The organism is Pseudomonas veronii, from assembly GCF_002028325.1.
GTDB lineage: Bacteria > Pseudomonadota > Gammaproteobacteria > Pseudomonadales > Pseudomonadaceae > Aquipseudomonas > Aquipseudomonas veronii.
Genome location: NZ_CP018420.1, coordinates 833,301 through 854,553, shown reverse-complemented (window position 1 = coordinate 854,553; position 21,253 = coordinate 833,301). Strand labels below are relative to the sequence as shown.

Annotated in this window: 20 protein-coding genes and 1 pseudogene; 14 read left to right on the top strand and 7 right to left on the bottom strand. The window is 52.7% G+C overall.

Annotated elements, in window-relative coordinates:
* The 6 genes from PverR02_RS03820 to PverR02_RS03795 all read left to right on the top strand — a co-directional run bounded on the left by PverR02_RS03820 (position 1) and on the right by PverR02_RS03795 (position 7,230).
* Complete coding sequence (locus PverR02_RS03820) at positions 1-984, top strand: hypothetical protein (protein WP_079442806.1); 984 nt, start codon at positions 1-3, stop codon at positions 982-984.
* Positions 985-1,040: 56 nt separating this feature from the next.
* On the top strand, positions 1,041-1,730 hold the full coding sequence (locus PverR02_RS03815; protein WP_079442805.1) for a hypothetical protein: 690 nt from the start codon (positions 1,041-1,043) through the stop codon (positions 1,728-1,730).
* Between the two features lie 137 nt (positions 1,731-1,867).
* Positions 1,868-2,152, top strand: a complete 285-nt coding sequence (locus PverR02_RS03810; RefSeq protein WP_079442804.1) for a hypothetical protein — start codon at positions 1,868-1,870, stop codon at positions 2,150-2,152.
* A 1,597-nt stretch (positions 2,153-3,749) separates the two neighbouring features.
* Positions 3,750-3,971, top strand: coding sequence for a hypothetical protein (locus tag PverR02_RS03805; RefSeq protein WP_068932762.1), 222 nt, complete (start codon positions 3,750-3,752; stop codon positions 3,969-3,971).
* A 963-nt stretch (positions 3,972-4,934) separates the two neighbouring features.
* A complete protein-coding gene (locus PverR02_RS03800; RefSeq protein ID WP_079442803.1) occupies positions 4,935-6,959 on the top strand; it encodes a phosphotransferase in 2,025 nt (674 codons plus the stop codon).
* Positions 6,940-7,230, top strand: coding sequence for a hypothetical protein (locus PverR02_RS03795; protein WP_079442802.1), 291 nt, complete (start codon positions 6,940-6,942; stop codon positions 7,228-7,230). Before PverR02_RS03800 ends, PverR02_RS03795 begins: the two co-directional genes overlap by 20 nt.
* Before the next feature lie 449 nt (positions 7,231-7,679).
* On the opposite strand, the gene PverR02_RS03790 is transcribed toward PverR02_RS03795, so the two are convergent.
* The 3 genes from PverR02_RS03790 to sseB all read right to left on the bottom strand — a co-directional run bounded on the left by PverR02_RS03790 (position 7,680) and on the right by sseB (position 9,449).
* The gene (locus PverR02_RS03790; protein WP_079442801.1) at positions 7,680-7,979 is read right to left on the bottom strand and encodes a hypothetical protein; all 300 of its coding nucleotides are present in this window, start codon (positions 7,977-7,979) and stop codon (positions 7,680-7,682) included.
* A gap of 64 nt (positions 7,980-8,043) precedes the next feature.
* Positions 8,044-8,652, bottom strand: coding sequence for a hypothetical protein (locus PverR02_RS03785; RefSeq protein WP_079442800.1), 609 nt, complete (start codon positions 8,650-8,652; stop codon positions 8,044-8,046).
* Complete coding sequence (sseB, locus tag PverR02_RS03780; RefSeq protein WP_079442799.1) at positions 8,649-9,449, bottom strand: enhanced serine sensitivity protein SseB; 801 nt, start codon at positions 9,447-9,449, stop codon at positions 8,649-8,651. Before sseB ends, PverR02_RS03785 begins: the two co-directional genes overlap by 4 nt.
* 553 nt (positions 9,450-10,002) lie before the next feature.
* Here sseB and PverR02_RS03775 point away from each other — a divergent pair.
* Entirely contained in the window at positions 10,003-10,476 is a 474-nt protein-coding gene (locus PverR02_RS03775; protein ID WP_227778773.1) for a hypothetical protein, read from the top strand.
* A gap of 169 nt (positions 10,477-10,645) precedes the next feature.
* On the opposite strand, the gene PverR02_RS03770 is transcribed toward PverR02_RS03775, so the two are convergent.
* Positions 10,646-11,164 carry a hypothetical protein gene (locus PverR02_RS03770; protein ID WP_079442798.1) on the bottom strand — a complete coding sequence of 173 codons (519 nt, stop codon included), beginning with the start codon at positions 11,162-11,164 and terminating at the stop codon, positions 10,646-10,648.
* 211 nt (positions 11,165-11,375) lie between these two features.
* On the opposite strand from PverR02_RS03770, the gene PverR02_RS03765 reads away from it, so the two are divergent.
* On the top strand, positions 11,376-12,005 hold the full coding sequence (locus PverR02_RS03765; protein ID WP_079442797.1) for a LysE family translocator: 630 nt from the start codon (positions 11,376-11,378) through the stop codon (positions 12,003-12,005).
* 218 nt (positions 12,006-12,223) lie between these two features.
* Positions 12,224-12,691 carry a DUF1203 domain-containing protein gene (locus PverR02_RS03760; RefSeq protein WP_079442796.1) on the top strand — a complete coding sequence of 156 codons (468 nt, stop codon included), beginning with the start codon at positions 12,224-12,226 and terminating at the stop codon, positions 12,689-12,691.
* Positions 12,692-12,852: 161 nt separating this feature from the next.
* Here the strand turns inward: PverR02_RS03760 and PverR02_RS03755 are convergent, their stop codons facing one another.
* A complete protein-coding gene (locus PverR02_RS03755) occupies positions 12,853-13,863 on the bottom strand; it encodes an aldo/keto reductase (protein WP_079442795.1) in 1,011 nt (336 codons plus the stop codon).
* Positions 13,864-13,955: 92 nt separating this feature from the next.
* On the opposite strand from PverR02_RS03755, the gene PverR02_RS03750 reads away from it, so the two are divergent.
* Positions 13,956-14,855, top strand: a complete 900-nt coding sequence (locus PverR02_RS03750; RefSeq protein WP_079442794.1) for a LysR family transcriptional regulator — start codon at positions 13,956-13,958, stop codon at positions 14,853-14,855.
* A 153-nt stretch (positions 14,856-15,008) separates the two neighbouring features.
* Here PverR02_RS03750 and PverR02_RS03745 read toward each other — a convergent pair whose 3' ends face one another.
* A complete protein-coding gene (locus PverR02_RS03745; protein WP_079442793.1) occupies positions 15,009-15,422 on the bottom strand; it encodes a hypothetical protein in 414 nt (137 codons plus the stop codon).
* Between the two features lie 122 nt (positions 15,423-15,544).
* Between PverR02_RS03745 and PverR02_RS33220 the strand changes: the two are divergent.
* Positions 15,545-15,663, top strand: a pseudogene (locus tag PverR02_RS33220) (magnesium chelatase subunit ChlI family protein); the annotation flags it as partial.
* Between the two features lie 9 nt (positions 15,664-15,672).
* On the opposite strand, the gene PverR02_RS03735 reads toward PverR02_RS33220, so the two are convergent.
* Positions 15,673-16,887 carry an aldose 1-epimerase family protein gene (locus tag PverR02_RS03735; protein ID WP_079442792.1) on the bottom strand — a complete coding sequence of 405 codons (1,215 nt, stop codon included), beginning with the start codon at positions 16,885-16,887 and terminating at the stop codon, positions 15,673-15,675.
* A 361-nt stretch (positions 16,888-17,248) separates the two neighbouring features.
* On the opposite strand from PverR02_RS03735, the gene PverR02_RS03730 reads away from it, so the two are divergent.
* The 3 genes from PverR02_RS03730 (at position 17,249) to PverR02_RS03720 (ending at position 21,236) form a co-directional block, all read left to right on the top strand.
* Positions 17,249-17,755 carry a sigma-70 family RNA polymerase sigma factor gene (locus tag PverR02_RS03730; protein WP_010170977.1) on the top strand — a complete coding sequence of 169 codons (507 nt, stop codon included), beginning with the start codon at positions 17,249-17,251 and terminating at the stop codon, positions 17,753-17,755.
* Complete coding sequence (locus PverR02_RS03725; RefSeq protein ID WP_079442791.1) at positions 17,752-18,714, top strand: FecR domain-containing protein; 963 nt, start codon at positions 17,752-17,754, stop codon at positions 18,712-18,714. Before PverR02_RS03730 ends, PverR02_RS03725 begins: the two co-directional genes overlap by 4 nt.
* Positions 18,715-18,812: 98 nt before the next feature.
* The gene (locus PverR02_RS03720) at positions 18,813-21,236 is read left to right on the top strand and encodes a TonB-dependent siderophore receptor (protein ID WP_079442790.1); all 2,424 of its coding nucleotides are present in this window, start codon (positions 18,813-18,815) and stop codon (positions 21,234-21,236) included.
* Positions 21,237-21,253 lie beyond the last annotated feature (17 nt).

The window sequence follows — 21,253 nt, the reverse complement described above, 5'->3', positions numbered from 1 at the left end:
ATGTTCCTCTCGGACGATGAAGTGCTCGGAATTGTAGTTAGTCATTTAACTAAGCTCAGAAAAAATAGGCGCGAGAAGGAAGTCCGATTTCCTCTTGATAGGAAGCTTAGGAGTGGGCCGGAAGAACATTTCAATATTATTATTGAGCAGGCCCGCAAGCTAATTGACGGACGTACTAACGAAAGGCTCTGCGGGTTGCAGTTCTGGGATGGGGATGAAAAAGGCCTAAAGCGCTTGTTTGCAAATGATTTGCAGCAATTTTTAGCCGCGGAAAATATATTTATTCCTGAAATATCATTGGTACATGCCCAAACTCTTATCCCTGATAAGGCGGCATTTAATATTGCCAGGTCGAGACTGTTGCCTGTTACATACAAGTCCATTGAGCTCGCTAATCATGCATCAGCTTTTGACTATTTCTCAGTTCCATTTCTGATTAGGCTGTCGATAGAGAACAAGCTTAAGAAAATAATTGGATTTGTTAAGTCTGATGTCGCCAGACCTGGTCGCGCGTCAAGATTAGATACGCAAGAGTTTCCAGTGACGTCATTGATTCTGGAGCTTAAGAAGCTGGGGTGCTTGGACCTCCCATGTGATTTCGAAGACCTACTGCAGATTTATAACTGGTCCTGTCGATTCTGTCATACAGGGCAAAAAGAGTATCTGTGGCTAAGCATGAAAGCCATTGAGATCCTATCTCCGCTTTTTTCTTCCGAAAAACATTTGGAATGCGAAATTAAAATTCAATCTTTGTGGGGCTATGGGGTGTTAAAATCTCAGGTGCTTCTGAATAAAACATATACGCATGTTGGTCCGTGTCAGCCACTCTACTACTTCGGAAAGGGCTGGGGTATACATAAGCTTCAGCAGGTTCTTAATACAACAGATACTGCATCTTTAAAGGCTTATACTTTCTACTTGTCGGAAAGTGCTCTTGGTGAGCGATCAGGATTCTACTGTCAAAAAAATAAGGTTCACATATAAGTCGAAAAATAATTTTATTATTTGATCGGTTTATTAATTAAATTCCGTATTTTTATGTGCTGACGAATCTAAAAGTCAAAGCTTTCTTCACCGGTTTCAAGCACGTCAAGGTCGTTGCTGACTCAGCCCCAAAGGGCAAGACGCCGATGGCAGATACCGACGTGATGGCCGAACCTCGTAAGTCGGGCTACGCAAAGCCGAAGCTTGGCATTCGAAGGCAGGTTGACAATGCCGGCAAATGCCGGCATCGTTTGCGCATTCAATGCCGGCATTTGCCGGCACCCCTTCTGAGGTACGGGAACATGTCAACAGAGTACAAGCCGACACTACGTTTCAATGCACTTGAAACCCAGCGTATTCAGTTTGCCGCCATCAATGCAGGGATGAAAACTGCCGAGTGGATGCGCAAGCTCATCCTCGATCACGCCCCGCAGTTGACCATTGCTGACCCATTAGCCGTGCGCGTGGCCGGCTTTGAAGAACGGTTTGGCTGGAACCTCATTCACTACGCCGATGCGCTGGCCCATGCGGGGGCTCACCAGGTGGACGTCAGCGATATTGCGGGCTACATGGCACGCTACACGACGATTGTTGACGAGGAGGAGTGGATCGATGGTGAAAAGCTTCCGGGCGTGCGAGCAGGTGATGTGACTAGTGTAGAAGGCCGTGCTGTTGATCTCTGTCGGGCGATCAACCTCGCCCACATACACGCCCTGCTTGCGAATGAGGGAGCGTCGGCTAGTTGAAGTTTGCTGAATGCCATTCGATCGACCCAACCAGTTAACGGAAAACGCTTAGATGCACCCTCAAGCCCTGGCCTGAAAAGCGGGGCTAAGGACCTAGAGGCAAGCAATTCCGTCTGCCTCAGTTCAAGGAATGACATGTGAAATACAGCATTGACTATCAGCAACTGCACAAGGGTCAGAAACGTCCATCGGATGATGGGGATATCGTTGGCGTCACCTTCGATAGCGAATCGGGGTTTGCCCTCATTCCTAACGTAGGGGATGTGGTAAGTGTTCCTGAAATGGGAGGCCGTTGTGGTGTATACGGCGTAGTTAAGTCCCGTCTTTTTAGCTACCTGCGCTCAGGCGAGGAGATCTACTGCAGCATCAACATCGTAGTAGAAGAGGTGGATATCAATCACGGTGCGTTGATCAAAGAGTAATTGTCGCAGGCCCGCCTAGCGGGTCTGTTGAGAGCCGATTCAATGAGTCGGCTTCCGACAGTCGCAGACACAATGGGAAAATTTGATGGCCGTTCATAACCTGGTGCCGTTAGAAGTCCCTATGCACCTTAAAATTTGATTTTTACTTGAGGAACGGTATGGCGATCATCGGAAATCTTGAACCTAAACCAGAAACTGAAGTTACCTAAACACTTCAACTAGCAAGTGAGCTGCTCCCGATCTCAGTGCCATGCAGAACTTGGCAAAGTCCGCTCTTTGGCCGTGATGATCGCTTGAGAGGTCGTTAACGGCTTGACAGTGGTAAACCCAGACGCTTAGGCATATATACTCAACTTGAACGCTTTGTTTAGCATGGATTAACAGTATCAGTCCCGTGTGGGAAATTCATCGCCCAAAGGTTTCTCAAATTCGTGATAGGACGGTTTCGGGGTCCACTCTGTAAGTTATTACAGCGTAAATCATAAGAGGCCTACCCATACGGTTTCGACTCCAAACCTTTGAGCGGCTTTCGCATTACACGAATTATATCTGTAACACAGACTGGCTAGCCACGGATATATTTCGCTCGACTATAAATCATAATTTAAATTCAATGACTTATACTCAGAAAGTACACCTCTCACAGATGCTACATGTGCTTGAACCTATCCCCCTGCCCCATGAGCATCAATGCCTACAGCGATAAAACAGCAGCTTTAATTTTTAGGGGTATATAGTTTTGCGTATAGTGCGAATTTCCCAAGTGGCCGTCAGAGATTTTGAATGGCACGGGATCTGAAACCCTTGGGCCTGTGTTAGCGGAAAGCCGAACAGCTTAATGAAAAGGTGAGCACCGGTTCGCCTGTGCATTTGCCCTATAAGCCGGAAAGTCACAGGGGCCCCTGAGCATTTCAGATACACACGGGGCATAGAACCCGCGGAATCTTGTTAGCGGGAAGCCTCCCAGCTTAGTGAACAGGTGAACCTGGTGAACTCCAGTTCACCTGTGCATTTGCCCTACCGTTTGAGCGATCTGAGGGCATCGTTACCAGTACGGTAACGATGCCCTCTTTTCTTCAAAATCCTTTCAATTTCAACGATTGAAATTTCAGTAACTTCCCACGCTTCCCACTAACTCGATCCCGCGGGTTTCATGCCCCGTGTGAAGCGAAACCTCTCAGGGTCCCCAGCGTGATTTCCTCTCCTCGAAAGGCGGAGCCGGCGAAATTCGCTTGGCAGACCGGAGCGCCAAGCGCCTGCCCACAACCCAGGATGCTGACTTTAGCGTTACACGCATGGGCAGCGTTACATCCGATGTACGCGATGCAGCGCTGCTGTGTAACAGCCGTGAAAGCCAATGAAACCGGGCGTTTGGTGAAGGGCGTTACACCCGTAACACCGGTTACACCAGTTTTGGAGGGGGCTGGATATGTGCTCTCATGCTGCCTTTCCAAATTGGCCCTACACCACATTGTTGCCCTCTCGTGAATCAAGATGACCAGCGTGATTTCCGATCACCAGGTGGTGAGGACATCTGATATGCAGTGCCACTGGCTCGAGGTAGATTGACTACCTCACAACACGGCGGGAGAACATCATGGAGGACACCCCTTTGCTTGCTTCATTACTCAAGCGCATGAATGAAAACCAACTGGCCCTGGGGGCAGCTATCGAGGAGCTGTCAAACTGGGTTGAGCAAAGAGGATCTACAGAAGTGGCACAGAACATTCGAGGGGCACTGGATACCCTGGATGGAAATGCAGGATTCATCACCCTTGCCCTCGCCTCACTGTCGGCAGAAGGTCGGACAAAGAAGTGAATACCCGGCCGAATGGCTACACATCACCTACCACCTGGTGGTGCTTTACCTAGCGGGAATACGACTACATCCATAGGCAGAAGCAAGCAGCGTGTATGCCTATATGTATGCCTAACTGAAACACACCATACAAAACCCTTTAAATACAGCGCATTACAAGACCAGTTCAAATGACTGTGTACCACCAAGTACCGATCCATAGACGTCTACAGCAGTCTATGAATCACCTCAAGAAGCCCGCCTCGTGCGGGCTTTCTTGTTTCTGGCTGTTCACCTCTGTCTACGCCTATCCGGCCATGCTGCAAAAATAACGGCGATCATTGCTGAGCGGGGTTAGTGCACGGACTTCCCCATCCGTTTGCGTTCGAGCGGACCAGTTATTTGCATCGGATTTGACCAGCACGATTCGTGGGCATGACCGGCAGAAATCGGCCATAAGCGGACTTTGCGAACACATTAAATAAATCTGTGCCCTTATCGCTGTTTCGACATCGACGCTCGAACGGTTAGCAAACTGCCTAGTCGCACCTGCTCGTCGTGTTTACGCAGCGCCTCGGTATCGAGCTTAGCCGTCTGGGCATCGACGCGTTGATTTGACTCCATCTGCTCAGCTACGTGATGTAGCCACCGACGGTTATTCCTGCCCCGACGAGCATCGCCCCTCCCCAGGTAACGATATTCCTAGCCTTGCAATGAACTCTCGAAGGCCTGTCACTTAGATCTGGCTTCATCCAATCACCTTATCCATGGCAAAAGTGAATTCGCGCCCTTCACGCATTATTCGTTTTTTCAAAATTTTACTAGACAGCCAGCATTCACCCACCTAGCTTCTAGGTAGTGGCTTTTTGCCAAAAAAACACTTGCTGCAAGGCTATTTAATCAATCGAATTAAGTGCCTCAATTTTAGATGATTGAGGCATTTCAACCAAGCTGGCTTATTTTTTTGTATTTAAGGAGCGAAGATTGAAGAAAATTGACCTCCATATGCATACCATCTCCACAATCAGCGACTCACACTTCGAATTCTCACTAGAGAAACTTAAAGAATATGTTGAGCTAGCAGAGTTAGATGCTATCGCCATAACGAATCATGACATTTTTGATCTTGCTCAGTTTAATGAAATTTGTGAGGCACTAAACTGCGTTGTCTTTCCCGGCATTGAGATAAACTTAGACGCCGGGCACCTCCTTCTAATTTCAGAAAACCATGACCTTGAAGGCTTTCAACTTAAGGCGAATGAAGTAGCTAAGAAAGTGGTAGCAATCGGCGACTCAATCAATGTCGATGATTTGATGCGAATTTTTGGTGATCTTAACAATTATTTGCTAATCCCCCATTACGAAAAGAAGCCAAGCCTTCACGCAGAAACTATTAAAAGACTTAAGGATGTTATTTCTGCAGGTGAGGTCGACAGTCCTAAAAAATTTGTTCGCATGTCAAAAGATGAGACCGAACTTACACCAGTAATCTTCAGCGACATGCGATTTTACGTGGGGATGACTAAATTTCCAACAAGGCAGACTTACATAGATTGCGGAGATATATCATTAAAGTCGTTGAAGTTTGCCTTGCGCGACAGGAACAAAGTGTCTCTTTCCGAGCTTGATGGAAATTCAATTTTCCAAGTATTTGATGATGGGCAATGCCTCTCAACTGGCCTAAATGTAATTCTTGGCGCTAGATCTTCGGGAAAAACCGAAACCTTAACCCAGATAAACAATAGCTGCGAAAATGTAAAATACATCCCTCAATTCTCTCTTGTACAAAGAGACGATGCCAACTACGAAAAAGAATTCAATGCAGATGTAACGCGCAAGAAAAGTATTTTTTCAGACAAGCACCTAGCTCCCTTCAAAACCGTATTAGACGATGTATTGAGTATCGACACTGAAGCCAACAAACGACGAGTCGCAGATTACTTAGATACTCTAATGAAGTCGGCTGAAGAGGCACAGAAATTTGATTCATTTTCCAGGGCTTCATTATTCAATGAAACCTTATTCGACTTAGGTGAGCACGCATCGCTCACCGAACTTGTCGGCTCAGTAAGGCAGCTGATAGAAAATATTGAATTTAGAGACGTCATAGACAAGTATATCGATACAAGCGCCCTAAAGGCACTCGCCTGCGAATTAATAGTCATCTTGTGGTCCAAAGCCTACGAGAGAAAAAAGAAAAGCTTGGTAAATGACATTGTTCGCGAGGTTAAAAGCAAGCTCCAACTAAAGACCTCAGCAACTCAGATCAAAGATGTTGACCTTTATCGAGTCATGTTCGAGCACAAGAAACTTCTGAAGTTTAACGAAATCACCAAGCTGCTTCAGGAAGAGAAAACAATATACCAAGAAAGCTTTCAAGGGTTTAAGATCGTCTGTAAACAACGTGCGTTTCAAGGTGCAGGTGAAATCAAAAATGTTAGCGGCCAAAAGGTTGCTTTTAGTGATGCATTCAGAGATTACGCACATCCGGCCAAATACCTTTCCAGCCTGAAAGCAAACGAAGCATTCACTCCTTCAGAATTTTATAAATACTTTGCATGCATTGAGTATGAAATTTTGAACAAGGATGGCTTCAAGGTTTCTGGCGGAGAGCGTTCTGAATTTAGACTATTGCAAGAAATCAAGGATGCTCAAAACTTTGACTATCTGCTTATAGACGAGCCAGAGTCTTCATTTGACAATCTCTTCCTAAAGAGTGAAGTCAATCAAATGCTCAAAGAAATATCCAAAAGCATGCCAGTAGTTATTGTAACGCACAATAGCGTCGTAGGCGCGTCCATCAAAGCCGACTACATAATTTATACTGCCAAAGAACTTGAAGAAGAAAAGATAACATACAGAAGATATTCTGGACATCCTTCAAGCAGAGAATTAATCTCAACCGACGGTAAAAAAATTAATAATTTTAAAGTCACCATGGACTCTCTGGAAGCAGGCGAATCCGCCTACATGGAAAGGAAGACAGGATATGAAAATATTAAAAATTGAAAAAAGCCAAGGATACTATCGAGACATCGAAGGAAATTACGAAACCATTGATAAAATTGATAAAGCTGTCTTATTAGCACTCGTCAACCTAGCTCTTACCGACGATTTTGAAATTGATGAGTACAATGAAGAATATCTAAAAAACCAAGCTCACCAGATAATTTACAGAAGCATTAGCAGCAAGTTAATGGATTTGCATCGGAGGCGAAATCAATTTCGCGATGAGTCCGATCGGCTATATCTAGAAGAGTACGAAAAATACAAGGCTTGACGGCACTACATTTGTCTTGTTGCAAAGTTAGCTGGTTTGTTACAAAGCGCGGCGCGATGCGCCGCCATTCCAACAGAGGCATTGAAGTAAAAATTAAAGATTTGTATCTTCTGGCTATAAAAACAAGCTCCATATTTAGGACTTATTTCAGTTCTCCGCCTATATCTTGACCATTCCCGTTGCCTCGCCAACTCGCCTTATTGCGCCTCTTCGGAATGAAGACGACGTGACACTTATTGTCCCACTTCGTGTGAGCAAGGCTCGATTGGGTTTACCCTATCTCTTAGTAGAGACAGAAGGTTCCCGATGACAGCATCACACGATCAAATCTCAAGAAGTGCACCGGCCTAGCCGGGGGATTACCTTGTTTATTTATGAGGTTGTCGTCCGCTTCTGGCCGATTTGTGCCGGTTATGATTGACCGACATCGACCCAAAGCAGTCAACTCACTAAACGCATGTTCCACCGACAAAGAATGGGATTCGCTGAGTTTCCGCCTCGCTCATTACTCGCCAATCATTTGGCAAAATACCGTACTCGAACTCGGCGCTTTCCAGTGCCTCATCCAATCCAAGCATCAAGTGGTCGCCTTCAATTTGGAGTTCTCCGTAGTCCTTAAAGCGTATCTCCAGATACACCAGGTCATCGTCTTCGGCCTTCAGGCCGAAAAGCACGATAGCGGTAACGTCAGGTCGGAAATTGCTGATTTTCCTTACATAAGCAAATAGGTGATTTGTGTGCTGGGGCATGGCGTCGGCCGTATCTATTGATGGTGGGTTACTGCATTTTATATGACTGCTCCTTGGCGTCGGCTCAGCACAACCTCTCGCGCACAGCCCTCAACACCGCTTCGATGTGCCAGGTTTCGACGCCGATGGCGACTGCTTCGCCGGCATCAAGCACTAACTCGATTTGGGTGGTTATGCCTTGTTCGAGAAGCAGTCGCTGCGCGTCTTCAAGAAGCCTGCGTTTACCTGTGAGCCAAAGTCGTTGTTTGCCCGTCAGCAACGCAAGGGTTTGCGGATAGGTGCACTGCAGTTTTCGACGCAAATTGACCAGCGCCGGTTTGTCGCCTCGGTCAATTGCCGGGGTCAGTACATACTGGTTGCCCGACACTGCCTCCAGATCGTATTTGTCTTGCAGATACTCATCGACACTCATGCAACTGACGACTGTCTCACGCTCGCCCGTCATGACGTTGATCAAGTGCGCGTTAACACCGACGTAGCAGAACTCCGTCATTCCGTGGACGACGTAATCCTCACTGTTGCTGCGAATAACCCAGTAATCACCGTTGGCGGAAAGCTCACATGACTGAATGACAAAACGCTCAGGTTTGCCATCTCTCATGACGCCGTCAAACAGGCCAAGCACGATTTCGCAGGCCTGCTCGGCGGTTAGCACGGCGTTGATCTCTGTCACGCTTTGCCCAAGCCGAACAATGAACGCAGCCAGCCTGCCGACTTTCGTTCATAGAAGGGTGTGGTTTGTTTGAGGAAGTAATCGTTAAGGCCTGATTCCCCTTCGTGAACGCGATAGAGGTCAACGGGGTCGCCATCCGGAGCTGTATCCCCGGCAACGTTACCGGCTTCGCGCATGACCAGTTCAATATCTCCGTCCGCTTCGATACCAATGATCAGATGAGGCTTTTGATCAGACGATGCGTCATGCATCAACGCCAGAAATGCACGTTTTACGTTGCGATGTTTGGCGAGTAATTGTGTGAGCGAGTTGACCATCTTCGACGGATATTGCGACGGCTGTCCGAGCAGCACTTTGGTGTCTTTTTCGACCGTGCGCTGCATCGGCTTTTGGCCGATCTCGTCGGAGAGCAGATGGCGCACTTCCTCCGGGAAAAACTCTTTCCCGTAAGGAGACTTTGGATTGAGGAAAAGAGGGGTACCCAGTGTGATTTCAAACAGCGATCTGGCCGGGATCTCTACGTAGGACTCTTCGCTATCTATGGAAATTTGTAGTGTTTGCAACGAAGAAAAAAACGGGATGACAGCGGAGCCGTCAGGCTTTTGCCAATGCGCGATGCTGATGTTGCTACCAGCATCGAGGTTGACTTGCCCTTCGCCAGTGCCGGCAGTGCCAAGGACGTAGATAGTGGAATTCAACAGCGTCTTGAAAAAGTCAGGTCGATGGGCCGGTTCATCCGCTGCCAGCCTGAGTGATTTTTCAAGGGTGTTTTCTTGCTTGGTATCCATGATGTCCATCGGCAGTTCCATCAAAACAGACAAAAAGTGAGCGGCAAAGAGCGCGCAGTTTTTCACGCGACGGTGAAAACAGGAAGAACAGCAGGCTAATAAATCTGGAGCATACGGAGAGTCACCCTGAACGGTTTTCCAAGGATAGTTCCTCCATATCAGTGGTGGATGAAGAGCCAAATGCAGTTCGCCTCCAAGGGCAGCTTCTGGCCGACAGACGTCTATCATGACGGGCAGAAGCCGACCCGAGCTGACATCCTGACTTTGCGGCGGCAGGCAGTATAAGTGGAGTCGGGCTCGCACTCCGGTAACAGGAAGTGTTGACAGGGCTCAAGGGATGTCAAAATGACACTATCGGTTGGCGGGTGTTATGCTCGATTTTCTAACCAGCCATGCTCATGGGTAGCTTATGTTTTTACGTCATCCTCTCTCGTCGATCCTCTTTTTGGCCTTGTTGGTTACAGGTTGCGTGAGCCAACCTGTTCCCCTGAAACCTGCGGAGCCGATCCACGTGGAGCCCCTGGGCCAGAGTCTGCCTCAGACTAGTTTACGCACTGTGTTGATGAACCAAATTATCAGCAATGACCCCGTTATCATTTCGTCGCTCAAGCCGGTACTCAGAGCCAATAACGACAACGATGGGCGTATTGCCGCGCTACGAAAGAAAGACGGTGGCGTGCTACCTGACGGTTACTGGACCCTCTACAAGCAAAACTTGGAAGCGCTCCAGTACGACCTAAATCACCAGCACGACGCTGCACGAACCCAGTACATCGAAACCTACCGCGACGAGTTGAGCCGAGTAGACGACGGTACACTTCAAGCCATGGCCACGTCACCAAAAGCCTTGGATGAAAAGATTCGGCGCCAATGGAGTGCACGCATGAGCGATAGAGCCGCGCGCTACATGGTCACCAGTGAGCAATCACTGAACGCCGCCACTGATGCCCATCTCAACCGCATGGCGTTGATGGATCGGCAATACAACGTATGCTCGCTTAATCCCGAATGCTGGGATGCAGCGGTTAAAAAGTGATTTGATTCGATCGGACCTTTTTCGTAGAAAGCTACCGATCATCACGGGCAGCTTTTGGCCGAAAGCTGACCTTTCAGCACAGTAGTCGGTCATCGGTATCGTTGTCCGGGAAGGGCGGTATCCGCTCGAAATGGTTCAACCAACTCGCAGCGGATGCCGTGCGGTATCTCTACTTAACGAACTTCAGGCATGCGAACCCAGTCTTGATTTTCAGCTGTTGAATGGGTTCGATGCTCTCCTGGTCGCCGACTTTCTTGATGACGCCTACGCCGCAGAAATGTTCGTCGTGGTTGAAGATCGGAAGAATGCCTGACTTGGGCTTACTCCAGGAGCCTTGGATTAAGGTATAGCTGGCGCCGTTCTGTGGCGTGAAGGAGAACGGTATCTGACAAACGCTGCTTCCTGCGACCTGCGCATAGGTCAGGATCAGCTCCTTATTCACGGCGACCCGAGATTCGATGTAGCCGCCGTTAGAGGGCAAGATGGTGTAACCCGCATAGCATCCATTGTCGCTGAACGTCATGGCATCCAGTCTCGCACCATTTCCAGCCTTGAGGCGAACCGTTGCGGAGGGCTCATCGGGGCCGGGAACGACATACTGCTTGCCCTGCAAAAACGAAGTGCAACCGCTAATTACCAACGCGCCCGCCAGCAAGATACAGCGACTGGACTTTTGATTGAGGTACATCCATCTCTCCCTGATTTCATTAGGTGCCCTGACCATTCCGAGGCTTGGGGCTGCCAAACGGGGGGCTGATGATAATGTATTCGGTGATGTATCAATCAGTATTCAGGGCGTAGTGCACCAGACTGTAGCGCCCAAATACCCCCCCGCTGTATCTGCTTCTACCTGAACATTGCCGGTTAGCATGGCTCCTCATCCAAGGAGGTATTGCGCGATGCCAGACGCTACGAATCTCTACCTGTTCATTGTTGCCGCCTTGCTGCTGCTTATTGTGCCGGGCCCTAACATGGCAATCGTCACCAGCCACGCAGTTGCCCACGGCTGGCGAGCTGGCCTCGCGGCAGCACTCGGAATAACCCTGGCCGATTTGCTGATGACCGTCCTGGTTAGCGCGGGTCTAGGGGCGCTGGTGATGAGTTGGGCACCGGCGTTCGACTTGCTGCGGTGGGCAGGTGCTTGCTATCTGATGTGGCTGGCTTGGCAAGCATTGAAGGCTCCCCCTTCGGATACTGACACTCAACCTACGCAGGCTTCATTGCGGAAAATCTTTACCCGAGCCACGCTCAATAGCCTGTTAAACCCAAAAGCGCTGTTGTTCTTCATGGTATTCCTACCGCAATTCGTCACCGTAGGCAGCAGCAGCGTCACGTTGCAATTGATGTTCTTGGGTGTGCTGCTTGCGCTGATCGCCTTGGTGTTTCATTCCCTGCTCGGATTTTGCGCCGGACGGCTTCATGCGCGCCTGCGCAAAGGCTTGGTCTCCAAACGCCTAGGCGCTTATGGCTTCGCTGCGGTAATGGCTGCTCTGGCAGCACGCTTGGTCTTTCTAAACCGACCGGTTTAAAGACCCCAAGTCCGTCCGACGTCACATGTTTCAACATCGCGCCAGGCCCGCGCACATCGATCAGATGGCAGGTTTTGACCGGTCGCTAGCGCTGCCAAAAAGCAGAAATCGGCCCGAAGCAGCCGGTCGCGGCAGCTTGAATAAAGCAGCAAGAATCGGATAGTAAGTACTGTACGACTTCCAGTCTGATAGGACTCCAAACCAATAGGAGTTCGACCATGGCGTTCCGTATAACTGGCCTTTCCCCCGAGCCATTCCAGTCACTGTTTGGATTGCCCGACCAAGAGCTGGCATCTCTTGGGATGAAGCGTTATATCGTCGACAGCAACCCAGGGTTTCCTGACCGTATCGAAATGAAAGATGCGGAGCTAGGTCAGAGCGTGCTTTTACTCAACCATGTCTGTCAGCCAGCCAAAACGCCATACCGCGCCTCACACGCGATCTTCATACGGGAATGGGTCACGCAAGCTTATGACGCAGTCGATCAAGTACCTGAGTCTATGCGAATCCGCCTGCTATCACTTCGCGCTTTCACTGATGATGGGATGATGCTCGACGCCGACGTAGCGGATGGAATAGCAATAGAACCTGTAGTCACCCGGATGTTTGCCAATCCAGAGGTTAGTTACATTCACGTTCACAATGCCAAGCAGGGTTGCTACTCCGGGCGAATAGATCGGGCGTAGTCAACACAGGTCTTGGTGGCTCGTCCTTCTGTCGACTCTGCCGGTAACCGACTGGCCGGTCTTGGCCGATAGCGGGCTATCACCCGAATGATCTCCAGGAGTCACTCGCTGACTCCAGAGATCACACGCCACTGAGCATCAACCGGCAGACATCAGCTTGCTCAAGCCACACTGCTGGGTACGTTCGTACCCATACCTTCAGGTAAATAGTGGCTTATTTCTTCTATTTCAGCCTGGCCAAGACGAACGCTGATGGCATCGATCAATCCATTCACCTGTTCAGGCCGGCGTGCGCCTACTATCGCGCCGGAGACTGCCGAATCACGCAGCACCCAAGCGATAGCGATGGCCGCCGCACTGACCCCATGCCTGGCACCAATGTTTGCCATCACTTCTACCAAAGCGAGATTCCTGCTGAGGCGAGGTTCCTGGAAGTCGGCGCTGCGCGATTTTCGCCAGTCGTCGTCGGGCAGCTGTGCAATCCGCTCGCGGGTCATGCTTCCCGTCAGTAGGCCAGATTGTAAAGTCGAGTAGGCAATCACGCCGACCTGCGCCGTTGCGCAATAAGGCAGAATATGGTCCTCGATATCACGCATCAAAGCTGAATACGGCGGTTGAAGGGAGGCGATATCGGTGACCGAGCGGGCTCGCTCAAGCTGGGGAACATCGAAGTTTGACACGCCAATTGCCCTTATCTTGCCCTGCGCCTTGGCTTGGGCCAGAGTCGCCAAAGCCTCCTCGATGCCTTCGCTGGTCCCATCTGCCGGGAACGCTGGCCAGTGAATCTGATAGAGGTCGATGACATCGACCTGCAAGCGACGCAGGCTGTCCTCGATCTCTTTCATCAGTGACTGGGGGGCGAGCGAATGAGAAATCTCACGGGTCTCGGGATCCCACACCAGACTGCCTTTGGTGAATACCAATGGACGACGCGAAGCCGGCACCTGACGCAGCAATTGCCCCGTCAACCGTTCGGCATGGCCGAGTCCATAGACCCCCGCTGTGTCGATCCAGTTGACGCCGCGCTCGACCGCGTACTCCAACGCCGCCAGGCTATCTCGGTCATCTTGTGCCCCCCAGCTGAACTCCCACCCTTGCCCCGCAATGGCCCAAGTGCCCATGCCAATTGGCGAAATCAACAACTCGGACGTACCCAGTCGATTCTTTTGCATAAACACCTCACATCGATTGATGCGCAAAGTATCCATGGGGAGGTTACCGACGATAAGATAGCCAATCGTGTTTGAACTACTGAACCCTATTCATGAAAACCCCATGCGATCTTTCCGAACTCGACGCCTTCGCCGCAGTGGCTCGCCATCACAGCTTTCGCAAAGCGGCCGACGAGCGAGGGGTGTCTGCATCGGCCCTGAGCCACGCCATGCGTGCCTTGGAAGGCAGGCTGGGGGTCAGGCTGCTCAACCGTACCACTCGCAGCGTGACGCCCACTGAAGCAGGCAATCAACTGCTCGCTACGCTGGTTCCAGCGTTGGCGGAGATCGCCAAAGGGCTGCATGAACTGACCTTCAAACAAGAAGTTCCCACCGGTACGCTGCGATTGAACGTATCGCGACCCGCAGCCCACCTCGTCATTGCGCCACTGCTGGCGCCATTCACTGCCGCCTACCCACGTGTCAACGTGGAGCTGGTGGCTGACGATGGATTGAGCGACATCATCGACAAAGGCTTCGATGCAGGCGTGCGCTTCGGCGAAAGCCTTGCCGGTGACATGATCGCCGTCCCGGTGGGCTCACCGCAGGGATTTGTCACCGTTGCTGCCCCCGGTTACCTCAGGAGGCACGGGACACCGGACACGCCACAAAGGCTGCTTGAACACGCCTGCATTGGCAGACGCTTCCCAAGCGGCAAACTGTACAAGTGGGAATATCGTGCCGAGGGCCAGCCCATGCGCCTGGCCGTGGCAGGACCGTTGATACTGGAAGATGACACCTTGATGATCCAAGCCGCGAAGGACGGTGCCGGGATCGCGTACGTGTATGAGGAGATGGCCAGGGACTACATGGCTCAGGGGCAACTGGAGGAAATTCTTGAAGACTGGAAAGCCCTGCCAAGCAGGTTTTTTATCTATTACTCCAGCCGGCGTCACGTACCGCCAGCGCTACAGGCGCTGATCGAATTTGTGCGTGAAACGCAGCACCCATGAAAAACCGAAGGCAGTTCATGTGGGCGCCGTCTGGAAGCATGGGGTTGTGAACAGGGTGTTCTGATCATTTGTTATAGAGAGGCAGCTTCTGGCCGATTTCTATCTGTCGCCAGCGGCAGTTATGGGTCGTTGAGGGCCCTAGTTATGCGCCGGTCAGAAAACGATTTCGCACCGTGCTTCAACGGCCTGTACTCGTAATGTCAGACCAGACTCGAAGCGCATGACAAGGTGATGATTTGGTTGGATATTATCTGTGAGGTAGAAGGTTTGTGTCTCAGCACTGGACTCCACCGCTCCAATCGAATGAAGAACATTACCGTCACTGTCAGCCGAGTTTTCATCCCGCCCACTCGCTGAAAAGTAGTCAACCTCATGGAAGCTGATAGTAATCTTGCGTGCTTCTTCAGTCGGCACCCAAGAGTCACTCCGTCGAGTAAAGCTAACTACAACCGACCGATCCAAGATGTCGTAACTGATGGCGCTGGCTTGGTAGAAGTTATGCAGATCGTAGGCACGGCTGTGAATCTCAACCTCGATATGCCCGAACACGAAACCATGGAATTGCATGGGTTAGTCCTAATGATCTACCGGTAGGCATGCATCGTACTGCATCGTCGCGATGACCGCTTCTAGCCGACTTCTGCCGTTCGTGACGGGCAGAAATCGGCCAACCGCAGACAGTGACCGAATCGTTGCGAGCAGCCCATCGCCGCTCAAGGTCGCGCGCTTGCTGGTGGACCTTGAACAAGCCGACGGGCTCAGACGCGAACATATGGCCGAGGGGCTGCAATATCGGCCGACAATGCTCCAGCCCGTGTCACCCCTTGGTAAGATCAACCAACGGCGTCTGCCGCACCTCAGTCTCCCGCCCATCCTGAATCTCGCTAACTTGCTTCAAGGCTCTATCCACCGCCGCCTTATCCGCCAACAAGCTATAGCTGATGCGGAACTGCTTGTGTTCCTTGGGCCCAATTGTCGGTACCAGATTCAGTGGCCGCTGATAACGGCGGTTGTAGGAAAAACTTGTCCCCGGCTCCAGCCCCGTGACATAGCCCTGGCCTTGGGTGTCGGTGTTTTTCCACAGGGAAAACACGGGCAGTGTCTGAGTATTGAAGCCGACCGAAACGCCCAGGCTGCCGGCCTTGTTGTGCAACACGGTCAACGTATCGCCCTTGGCATCGGCATACGGCACCACGTTGTACACCGTTTCGTCGTAGTCTCTGGTCGGTGCGCGGTAGGTTTGCCAGTCGGGGAGATCGTCCTTGGCCTTGTCGTTGAACGGCGACACCTGTTTCACCGGCGCGGCGAAACGAGCGCCCTGCTCCAGGAACGGGGTGCTGAAGTTGCTGTGATACAGCGCCTGGTATTCCTTCGGATAGTCGCCGTTGTTGGTCAGGGTGTCGTTGAGGGCGAACACGACGCTGCCGGGTTCGGTGACCAGTTCGGTCGCGACCGAGAAGTCGACCTTCTTGAACGCCTGCTCTTTCAGCTCACCGCGCAGGGTGATGGCGTACGGTGGTTTTTCATCGATATGCAGCGTGACTTTATTCGCAGGAATGTTGGCGGCCCGACCGTGCAGGGTCAGCAGTTCGCCGTTGTCGACGCCGGGGTGACCGACCCATTCGTATCCGCAGCGGGTGACCAGCTCATTGAAACCTTCCAACCAGCCCAGACCACCGCGGCCATTGAGTTCGATGAAAGACGGATTGACCACTTCCTTGACCGGCGAATCCCAGCCCATGCGTACATTGCCAACCGAGGCCTGCAAGACGTTCATTCCGCGAGTCGGCACTACCGAGAGTTTCATCGTGCCGTTATCGATGTCGACGATGCTGACGCCCTCCTGCCGACCGCCGTGCAAGGTGCGCAAGGTAACGCTGAAGGCTTTGTCGGTTTTTATTCCGAGTTGCTGACTGGTGATCTGCCAGCTCTGGGCGGCTTTGTCAGTGTCGAGCAGAACGTAATCCCAGGCCATGGCGTGGGAGGCAGCGGACAGTGCGCTGATGGCAACAAAAAGTTTGAGCGGGGTCATGGCGGCAGCCTTTCTTGGAGTTGTGCCATTTTTATAAACGCGATGAAACGTTTCAGCAAGCTAAAAGATCAACACGGTAATGTCGCTGATAGCCCATTTCTGCCTTCTGTGACCGGCTAAAATCGACCCTAAGTTGCTCTTCGCGAAAGGCAGCGATCGGCCAGGAGCGGACATTTTGCAGCGACCGATAGAGTTGGAGGGATAACATTCTCGCGTTCGAATAAACCCGGTCAGGGTAATTCAAAGGCATTCAGGAATATTGGCGGAGAATTCCACCACATCAAACATGATAAACACTGTACAACCACCCGCTCGATCAATAGGATGAGAAGTATTATCATTCGCGCAGTGCGAGCCTTACATGCAGGATGCCAGCCCAACATCGTCCGTCGAACAGTTGTACGAGAATCATCACGGCTGGCTACGGGGCTGGCTGAACCGGCGGTTGGGGCACAGTGCCGACGCCGAGGATTTGGCCCACGACACGTTCATCCGCGTGCTGCGCGCCCCTCAGCAGGTGCGCGAGTTGCGTCAGCCCATGGCGTTTCTAGCGGCGATTGCCAATGGACTGCTGGTCAATCGCTGGCGCCGTCAGGAGATTGAGCGGGCTTATCTTGCAGCGTTGGCTGCTCGGCCCGAGGGGGTGGAATCGTCACCCGAGGACCGGTATCTGGTGATCGAAACCTTGTTGCAACTTGACTCGCTGCTGATTGGCCTCTCCGAGCGCATACGGCAGATTTTCTTCATGTCTCAGCTCGACGGCCTCACGTATCCGCAGATCGCTGCGCAGTTGGGGCTGACCGTGGCTCAAGTGCAACGAGCCATGGGCAAGGCATTCAGTGTTTGCTATGCGAGCCGTTTCGAATGAGGGCCGAGATTAGTCCGCAGGTGCGCGATATCGCCATTGATTGGCTTGTCAGGATGCAGTCCGGGCTTATGAGTGCGCCTGATCTGGACGCATTGCAGCGTTGGCGCGAGGCGAGCAATGAGCATGAACAGGCTTGGCAACGTGTCGCCAGCTTGCTGCTGTTGCAACAGCCTGGAGCGAATCTTTTGCGCGATGCCACCGCGCGTAGGGCACTGGAGTCGGCCGGACCGGACATGCAGAAACGTCGGCAGGTACTCAAGCGCCTGCTGGTCCTTGGTGCGGTTGGCGGGGTTGCCTGGCAAGGCGCGGGTTCCACGCCGGTGCGCGCCGCACTGGCGAACCACCGTACAGGTACGGGCGAGCGTCACCAGTGGACGCTGGTTGATGGCAGCTCGCTGTGGCTGAACACGGCCAGTGCCGTGAACCTGGATTTCACTGATCAGGTGCGGCGCATCCAAATGATCGAGGGTGAGTTGGCCTTGCGCGTGCGGGCAGAGTCGCGCTCGCTGCAACTAATCACACCGGACGCGATCCTGCAGAGTAGCGAAGCGCATTTGCAGGTGCGCCATGATCGGCAAGGCACGCAGGTAACCGTGCTGGAAGGCCAGGTGCAGGTGCACTCACGGGGCCAACAAGCGCCATCCTCGCTTGAGGCAGGATGGCAGGCACGCGTGGACCGCTTCGGGATCGGCGTGCCAAACCGCGCCGACCTGCTGGTCACCCAGGCTTGGCTGCGCGGAATTTTGCCAGCGAATCGCCTGCGCCTGGATACGCTGGTGGCCGAGCTCTCGCGTTACCGTCCCGGTATTTTGCGGAGTCATGAGCAGGTGTCAGGGTTACGCCTCACAGGCAGTTTTTCGCTGGATGACACCGATGCGGCACTGACGCTGATAGCTCGCACGCTGCCGGTGCGTATCGAGCGCATGACTCGGTATTGGGTCTCGATCGTACCGGCCTGAATTATTTTTTTCGCTGCGCGATAGTTTTTTCAAACTCGCTTGGCCTATAGGGATCACCCACCCGCCAGAGGTGGGTCGTCACCCCTTAGGAGCCCCGTATGACTTCACCTTCCCGCGCCCTGCGTGCCCGTACGCTTGGGCTGTTGTTGCTCAGCGTGCAACCGCTTTGCAGCCTGCCGGTTTTCGCCGCTGGCAGTTCACAGCATTACAGCATCGACGCAGGCCCCCTGGATGCTGCGCTGTCGCGTTTTGGCGCACAGGCGGGGATTACCATGGCGGGCAGCTCGACGCTCACGGCCGGCAAGAATACCCGGGGGCTGCAAGGCGATTTCAGTACTGAGGCCGGCCTGGCGCAGCTCTTGCTCGGCTCGGGGCTGACTTATGAGCGCCAGGACGACGGTAGCCTGCTGCTGGTACCGGGCAACAGCGACGTGCTGGAGTTGGCACCGACCGCAATCAGTGGCACCGCGTACGACACCTCGTTGGGCAACAACGACGGCCTGGTCGCCAGCCGAACCATGAGTGCCAACAAGACCGATACGTCGATCATGGAAACGCCTCAATCGATCAGTGTGGTCACCCGTAAGCAGATCGACGCCCAGCAGCCACAAAGCATCGGGCAGGTGCTGCGCTACACGGCGGGGGTCAATGGTGAAGCCAATGGCGTCGATACCCGGCGCGACACGATCAGCATCCGTGGCTTTGACGCGACGACTGGCGGGGGTATCTACCGTGATGGCCTGCGCCAGTACAGCTTTGCCAACCAGAGCCGTGCCGTGGGTGAAGTCTATGGACTGGAGCGCGTGGAAGTACTGCGCGGGCCATCATCCGTGCTCTATGGTCAAACCTCACCGGGCGGCATGGTCAACGTGATCAGCAAGCGCCCCACCGATGAGCCGCTTCATGAACTGGTGATGCAGGCCGGCAGTTTTGATCGCAAGCAATTAGCTGCGGACTTCGGCGGCCCGCTTACCGACGATGGCGTCCTGACTTATCGCCTCACCGGGCTGTGGCGAGAGAGTGGCACGCAAATCGACTACGCCCGTGATGACCGTCAATTCATCGCCCCGGCGATCAGTTGGCGCCCCTCGGAAGACACCTCGCTGACGGTGCTGACGTCATTTCAAAAAGACCGCAATGTGCTGGGCTACTACGCCTTGCCACGGGTGGGCACCCTCGACAGCTCGCGTTACGGACGGATTGCCACGGATCGCTTTGTCGGCGACCCCGACTTCGACAAGTACGATGTAGAACAGTGGTCGCTGGGTTATCAGTTTGAGCATCACCTCAACGATATCTGGACATTCCGCCAAAACGCCCGTTACAGCCGCTCCTATCAGGAGCAACGCACGATTTACCAATACGGCCTGGATGACGACCAGCGCACCGTGGGCCGCTTCGGTTATCTGGGCCACGAAAAGGTGAAGAACGCGCTGCTCGACAACCATTTCCAAGCCCAGTGGAACGCCGGCCGTTTCGAACACACAACGTTGGTCGGTATCGATTTGCAACACGCCAGCACCAATCAGTTGGGGGGTGGCAACGTGGTTGATCCGCTGGATATCTATGCGCCGGTCTACCACCAGGATTACAGCGACCTGGACGCCTTTTACGACATCAACCAGCGTCGTCAGCTTGACCAGGCGGGTGTGTATCTCTCGGAACAGCTCAAATTTGACGAGCACTGGGTGTTCAACCTGGGTGGTCGTCAAGACTGGGCACGTTCGAAAACGATCCATTACGCCACCGATACGGCGGCGGACCTCAAGCAACGCGATCACGCCTTCACGTGGCGGACCGGTGTGATGTACCTGGCAGACAACGGCGTGGCACCCTACGCGAGCTATTCCGAGTCGTTTTTTCCTAACATCACGGCGGTGGCGCGTGACGGCAGTGCCTTCGAACCCGAAACTGGCCGCCAGTACGAAGTCGGGATCAAATTCCAGCCCAAGGGGAGTGACAGCTACGTGACTGTCTCGCTGTTCGACCTGACGCGGCAAAACGTACTGACGGCAGATCCCGGCAACAATCGTTTCTCGGTGGCGACCGGAGAGATCCAGTCGCGCGGTATCGAACTGGAAAGCAAGGCGCAACTGTCCGATGCTCTGGAGTTGATGGCCAACTACAGCTATTCACACCTTGAAATTACCCGCAGCAATACGGCCGGTGAAAAAGGCAATCAACCTGGCAATACCCCTGAACAACTGGCCTCGCTGTGGTCGCAATACACCGTTCAGAGCGGTGCGCTATCGGGCTTGGCGATAGGAGGAGGGGTACGCTACGTCGGCCCGAGCTATATCGACTCGCAAAATAGCGAAGGCATCCCCCACTACATGCTGTTTGACGCCAGCCTGAGTTACGACCTTGGCAAGCTGTCTTCAGCCTATGCCGGGGCGAAACTGTCGCTCAATGCGTCCAACCTGACCGACGAAACCTATGTCTCTCAGTGCGGTTACACGGGCGACAGCTGCAAATACGGGTATCGCCGAAATGTGACCGGATCGGTGAGTTACAACTGGTAAGGCGCTGTGCTTGCTTG

Excerpts from the sequence above, each read along its gene's own strand:
- PverR02_RS03770 (WP_079442798.1), bottom strand. The coding sequence starts at position 11,164 with ATGTACCTCAATCAAAAGTCCAGTCGCTGTATCTTGCTGGCGGGCGCG.
- PverR02_RS03750 (WP_079442794.1), top strand. The coding sequence starts at position 13,956 with ATGAAAACCCCATGCGATCTTTCCGAACTCGACGCCTTCGCCGCAGTG.
- PverR02_RS03730 (WP_010170977.1), top strand. The coding sequence starts at position 17,249 with ATGCAGGATGCCAGCCCAACATCGTCCGTCGAACAGTTGTACGAGAAT.
- PverR02_RS03790 (WP_079442801.1), bottom strand. The coding sequence starts at position 7,979 with ATGCCCCAGCACACAAATCACCTATTTGCTTATGTAAGGAAAATCAGC.
- PverR02_RS03775 (WP_227778773.1), top strand. The coding sequence starts at position 10,003 with ATGAACCAAATTATCAGCAATGACCCCGTTATCATTTCGTCGCTCAAG.
- PverR02_RS03760 (WP_079442796.1), top strand. The coding sequence starts at position 12,224 with ATGGCGTTCCGTATAACTGGCCTTTCCCCCGAGCCATTCCAGTCACTG.
- PverR02_RS03720 (WP_079442790.1), top strand. The coding sequence starts at position 18,813 with ATGACTTCACCTTCCCGCGCCCTGCGTGCCCGTACGCTTGGGCTGTTG.
- PverR02_RS03820 (WP_079442806.1), top strand. The coding sequence starts at position 1 with ATGTTCCTCTCGGACGATGAAGTGCTCGGAATTGTAGTTAGTCATTTA.
- PverR02_RS03745 (WP_079442793.1), bottom strand. The coding sequence starts at position 15,422 with ATGCAATTCCATGGTTTCGTGTTCGGGCATATCGAGGTTGAGATTCAC.
- PverR02_RS03795 (WP_079442802.1), top strand. The coding sequence starts at position 6,940 with ATGAAAATATTAAAAATTGAAAAAAGCCAAGGATACTATCGAGACATC.
- PverR02_RS03805 (WP_068932762.1), top strand. The coding sequence starts at position 3,750 with ATGGAGGACACCCCTTTGCTTGCTTCATTACTCAAGCGCATGAATGAA.
- PverR02_RS03755 (WP_079442795.1), bottom strand. The coding sequence starts at position 13,863 with ATGCAAAAGAATCGACTGGGTACGTCCGAGTTGTTGATTTCGCCAATT.
- sseB (WP_079442799.1), bottom strand. The coding sequence starts at position 9,449 with ATGGACATCATGGATACCAAGCAAGAAAACACCCTTGAAAAATCACTC.
- PverR02_RS03735 (WP_079442792.1), bottom strand. The coding sequence starts at position 16,887 with ATGACCCCGCTCAAACTTTTTGTTGCCATCAGCGCACTGTCCGCTGCC.
- PverR02_RS03725 (WP_079442791.1), top strand. The coding sequence starts at position 17,752 with ATGAGGGCCGAGATTAGTCCGCAGGTGCGCGATATCGCCATTGATTGG.
- PverR02_RS03765 (WP_079442797.1), top strand. The coding sequence starts at position 11,376 with ATGCCAGACGCTACGAATCTCTACCTGTTCATTGTTGCCGCCTTGCTG.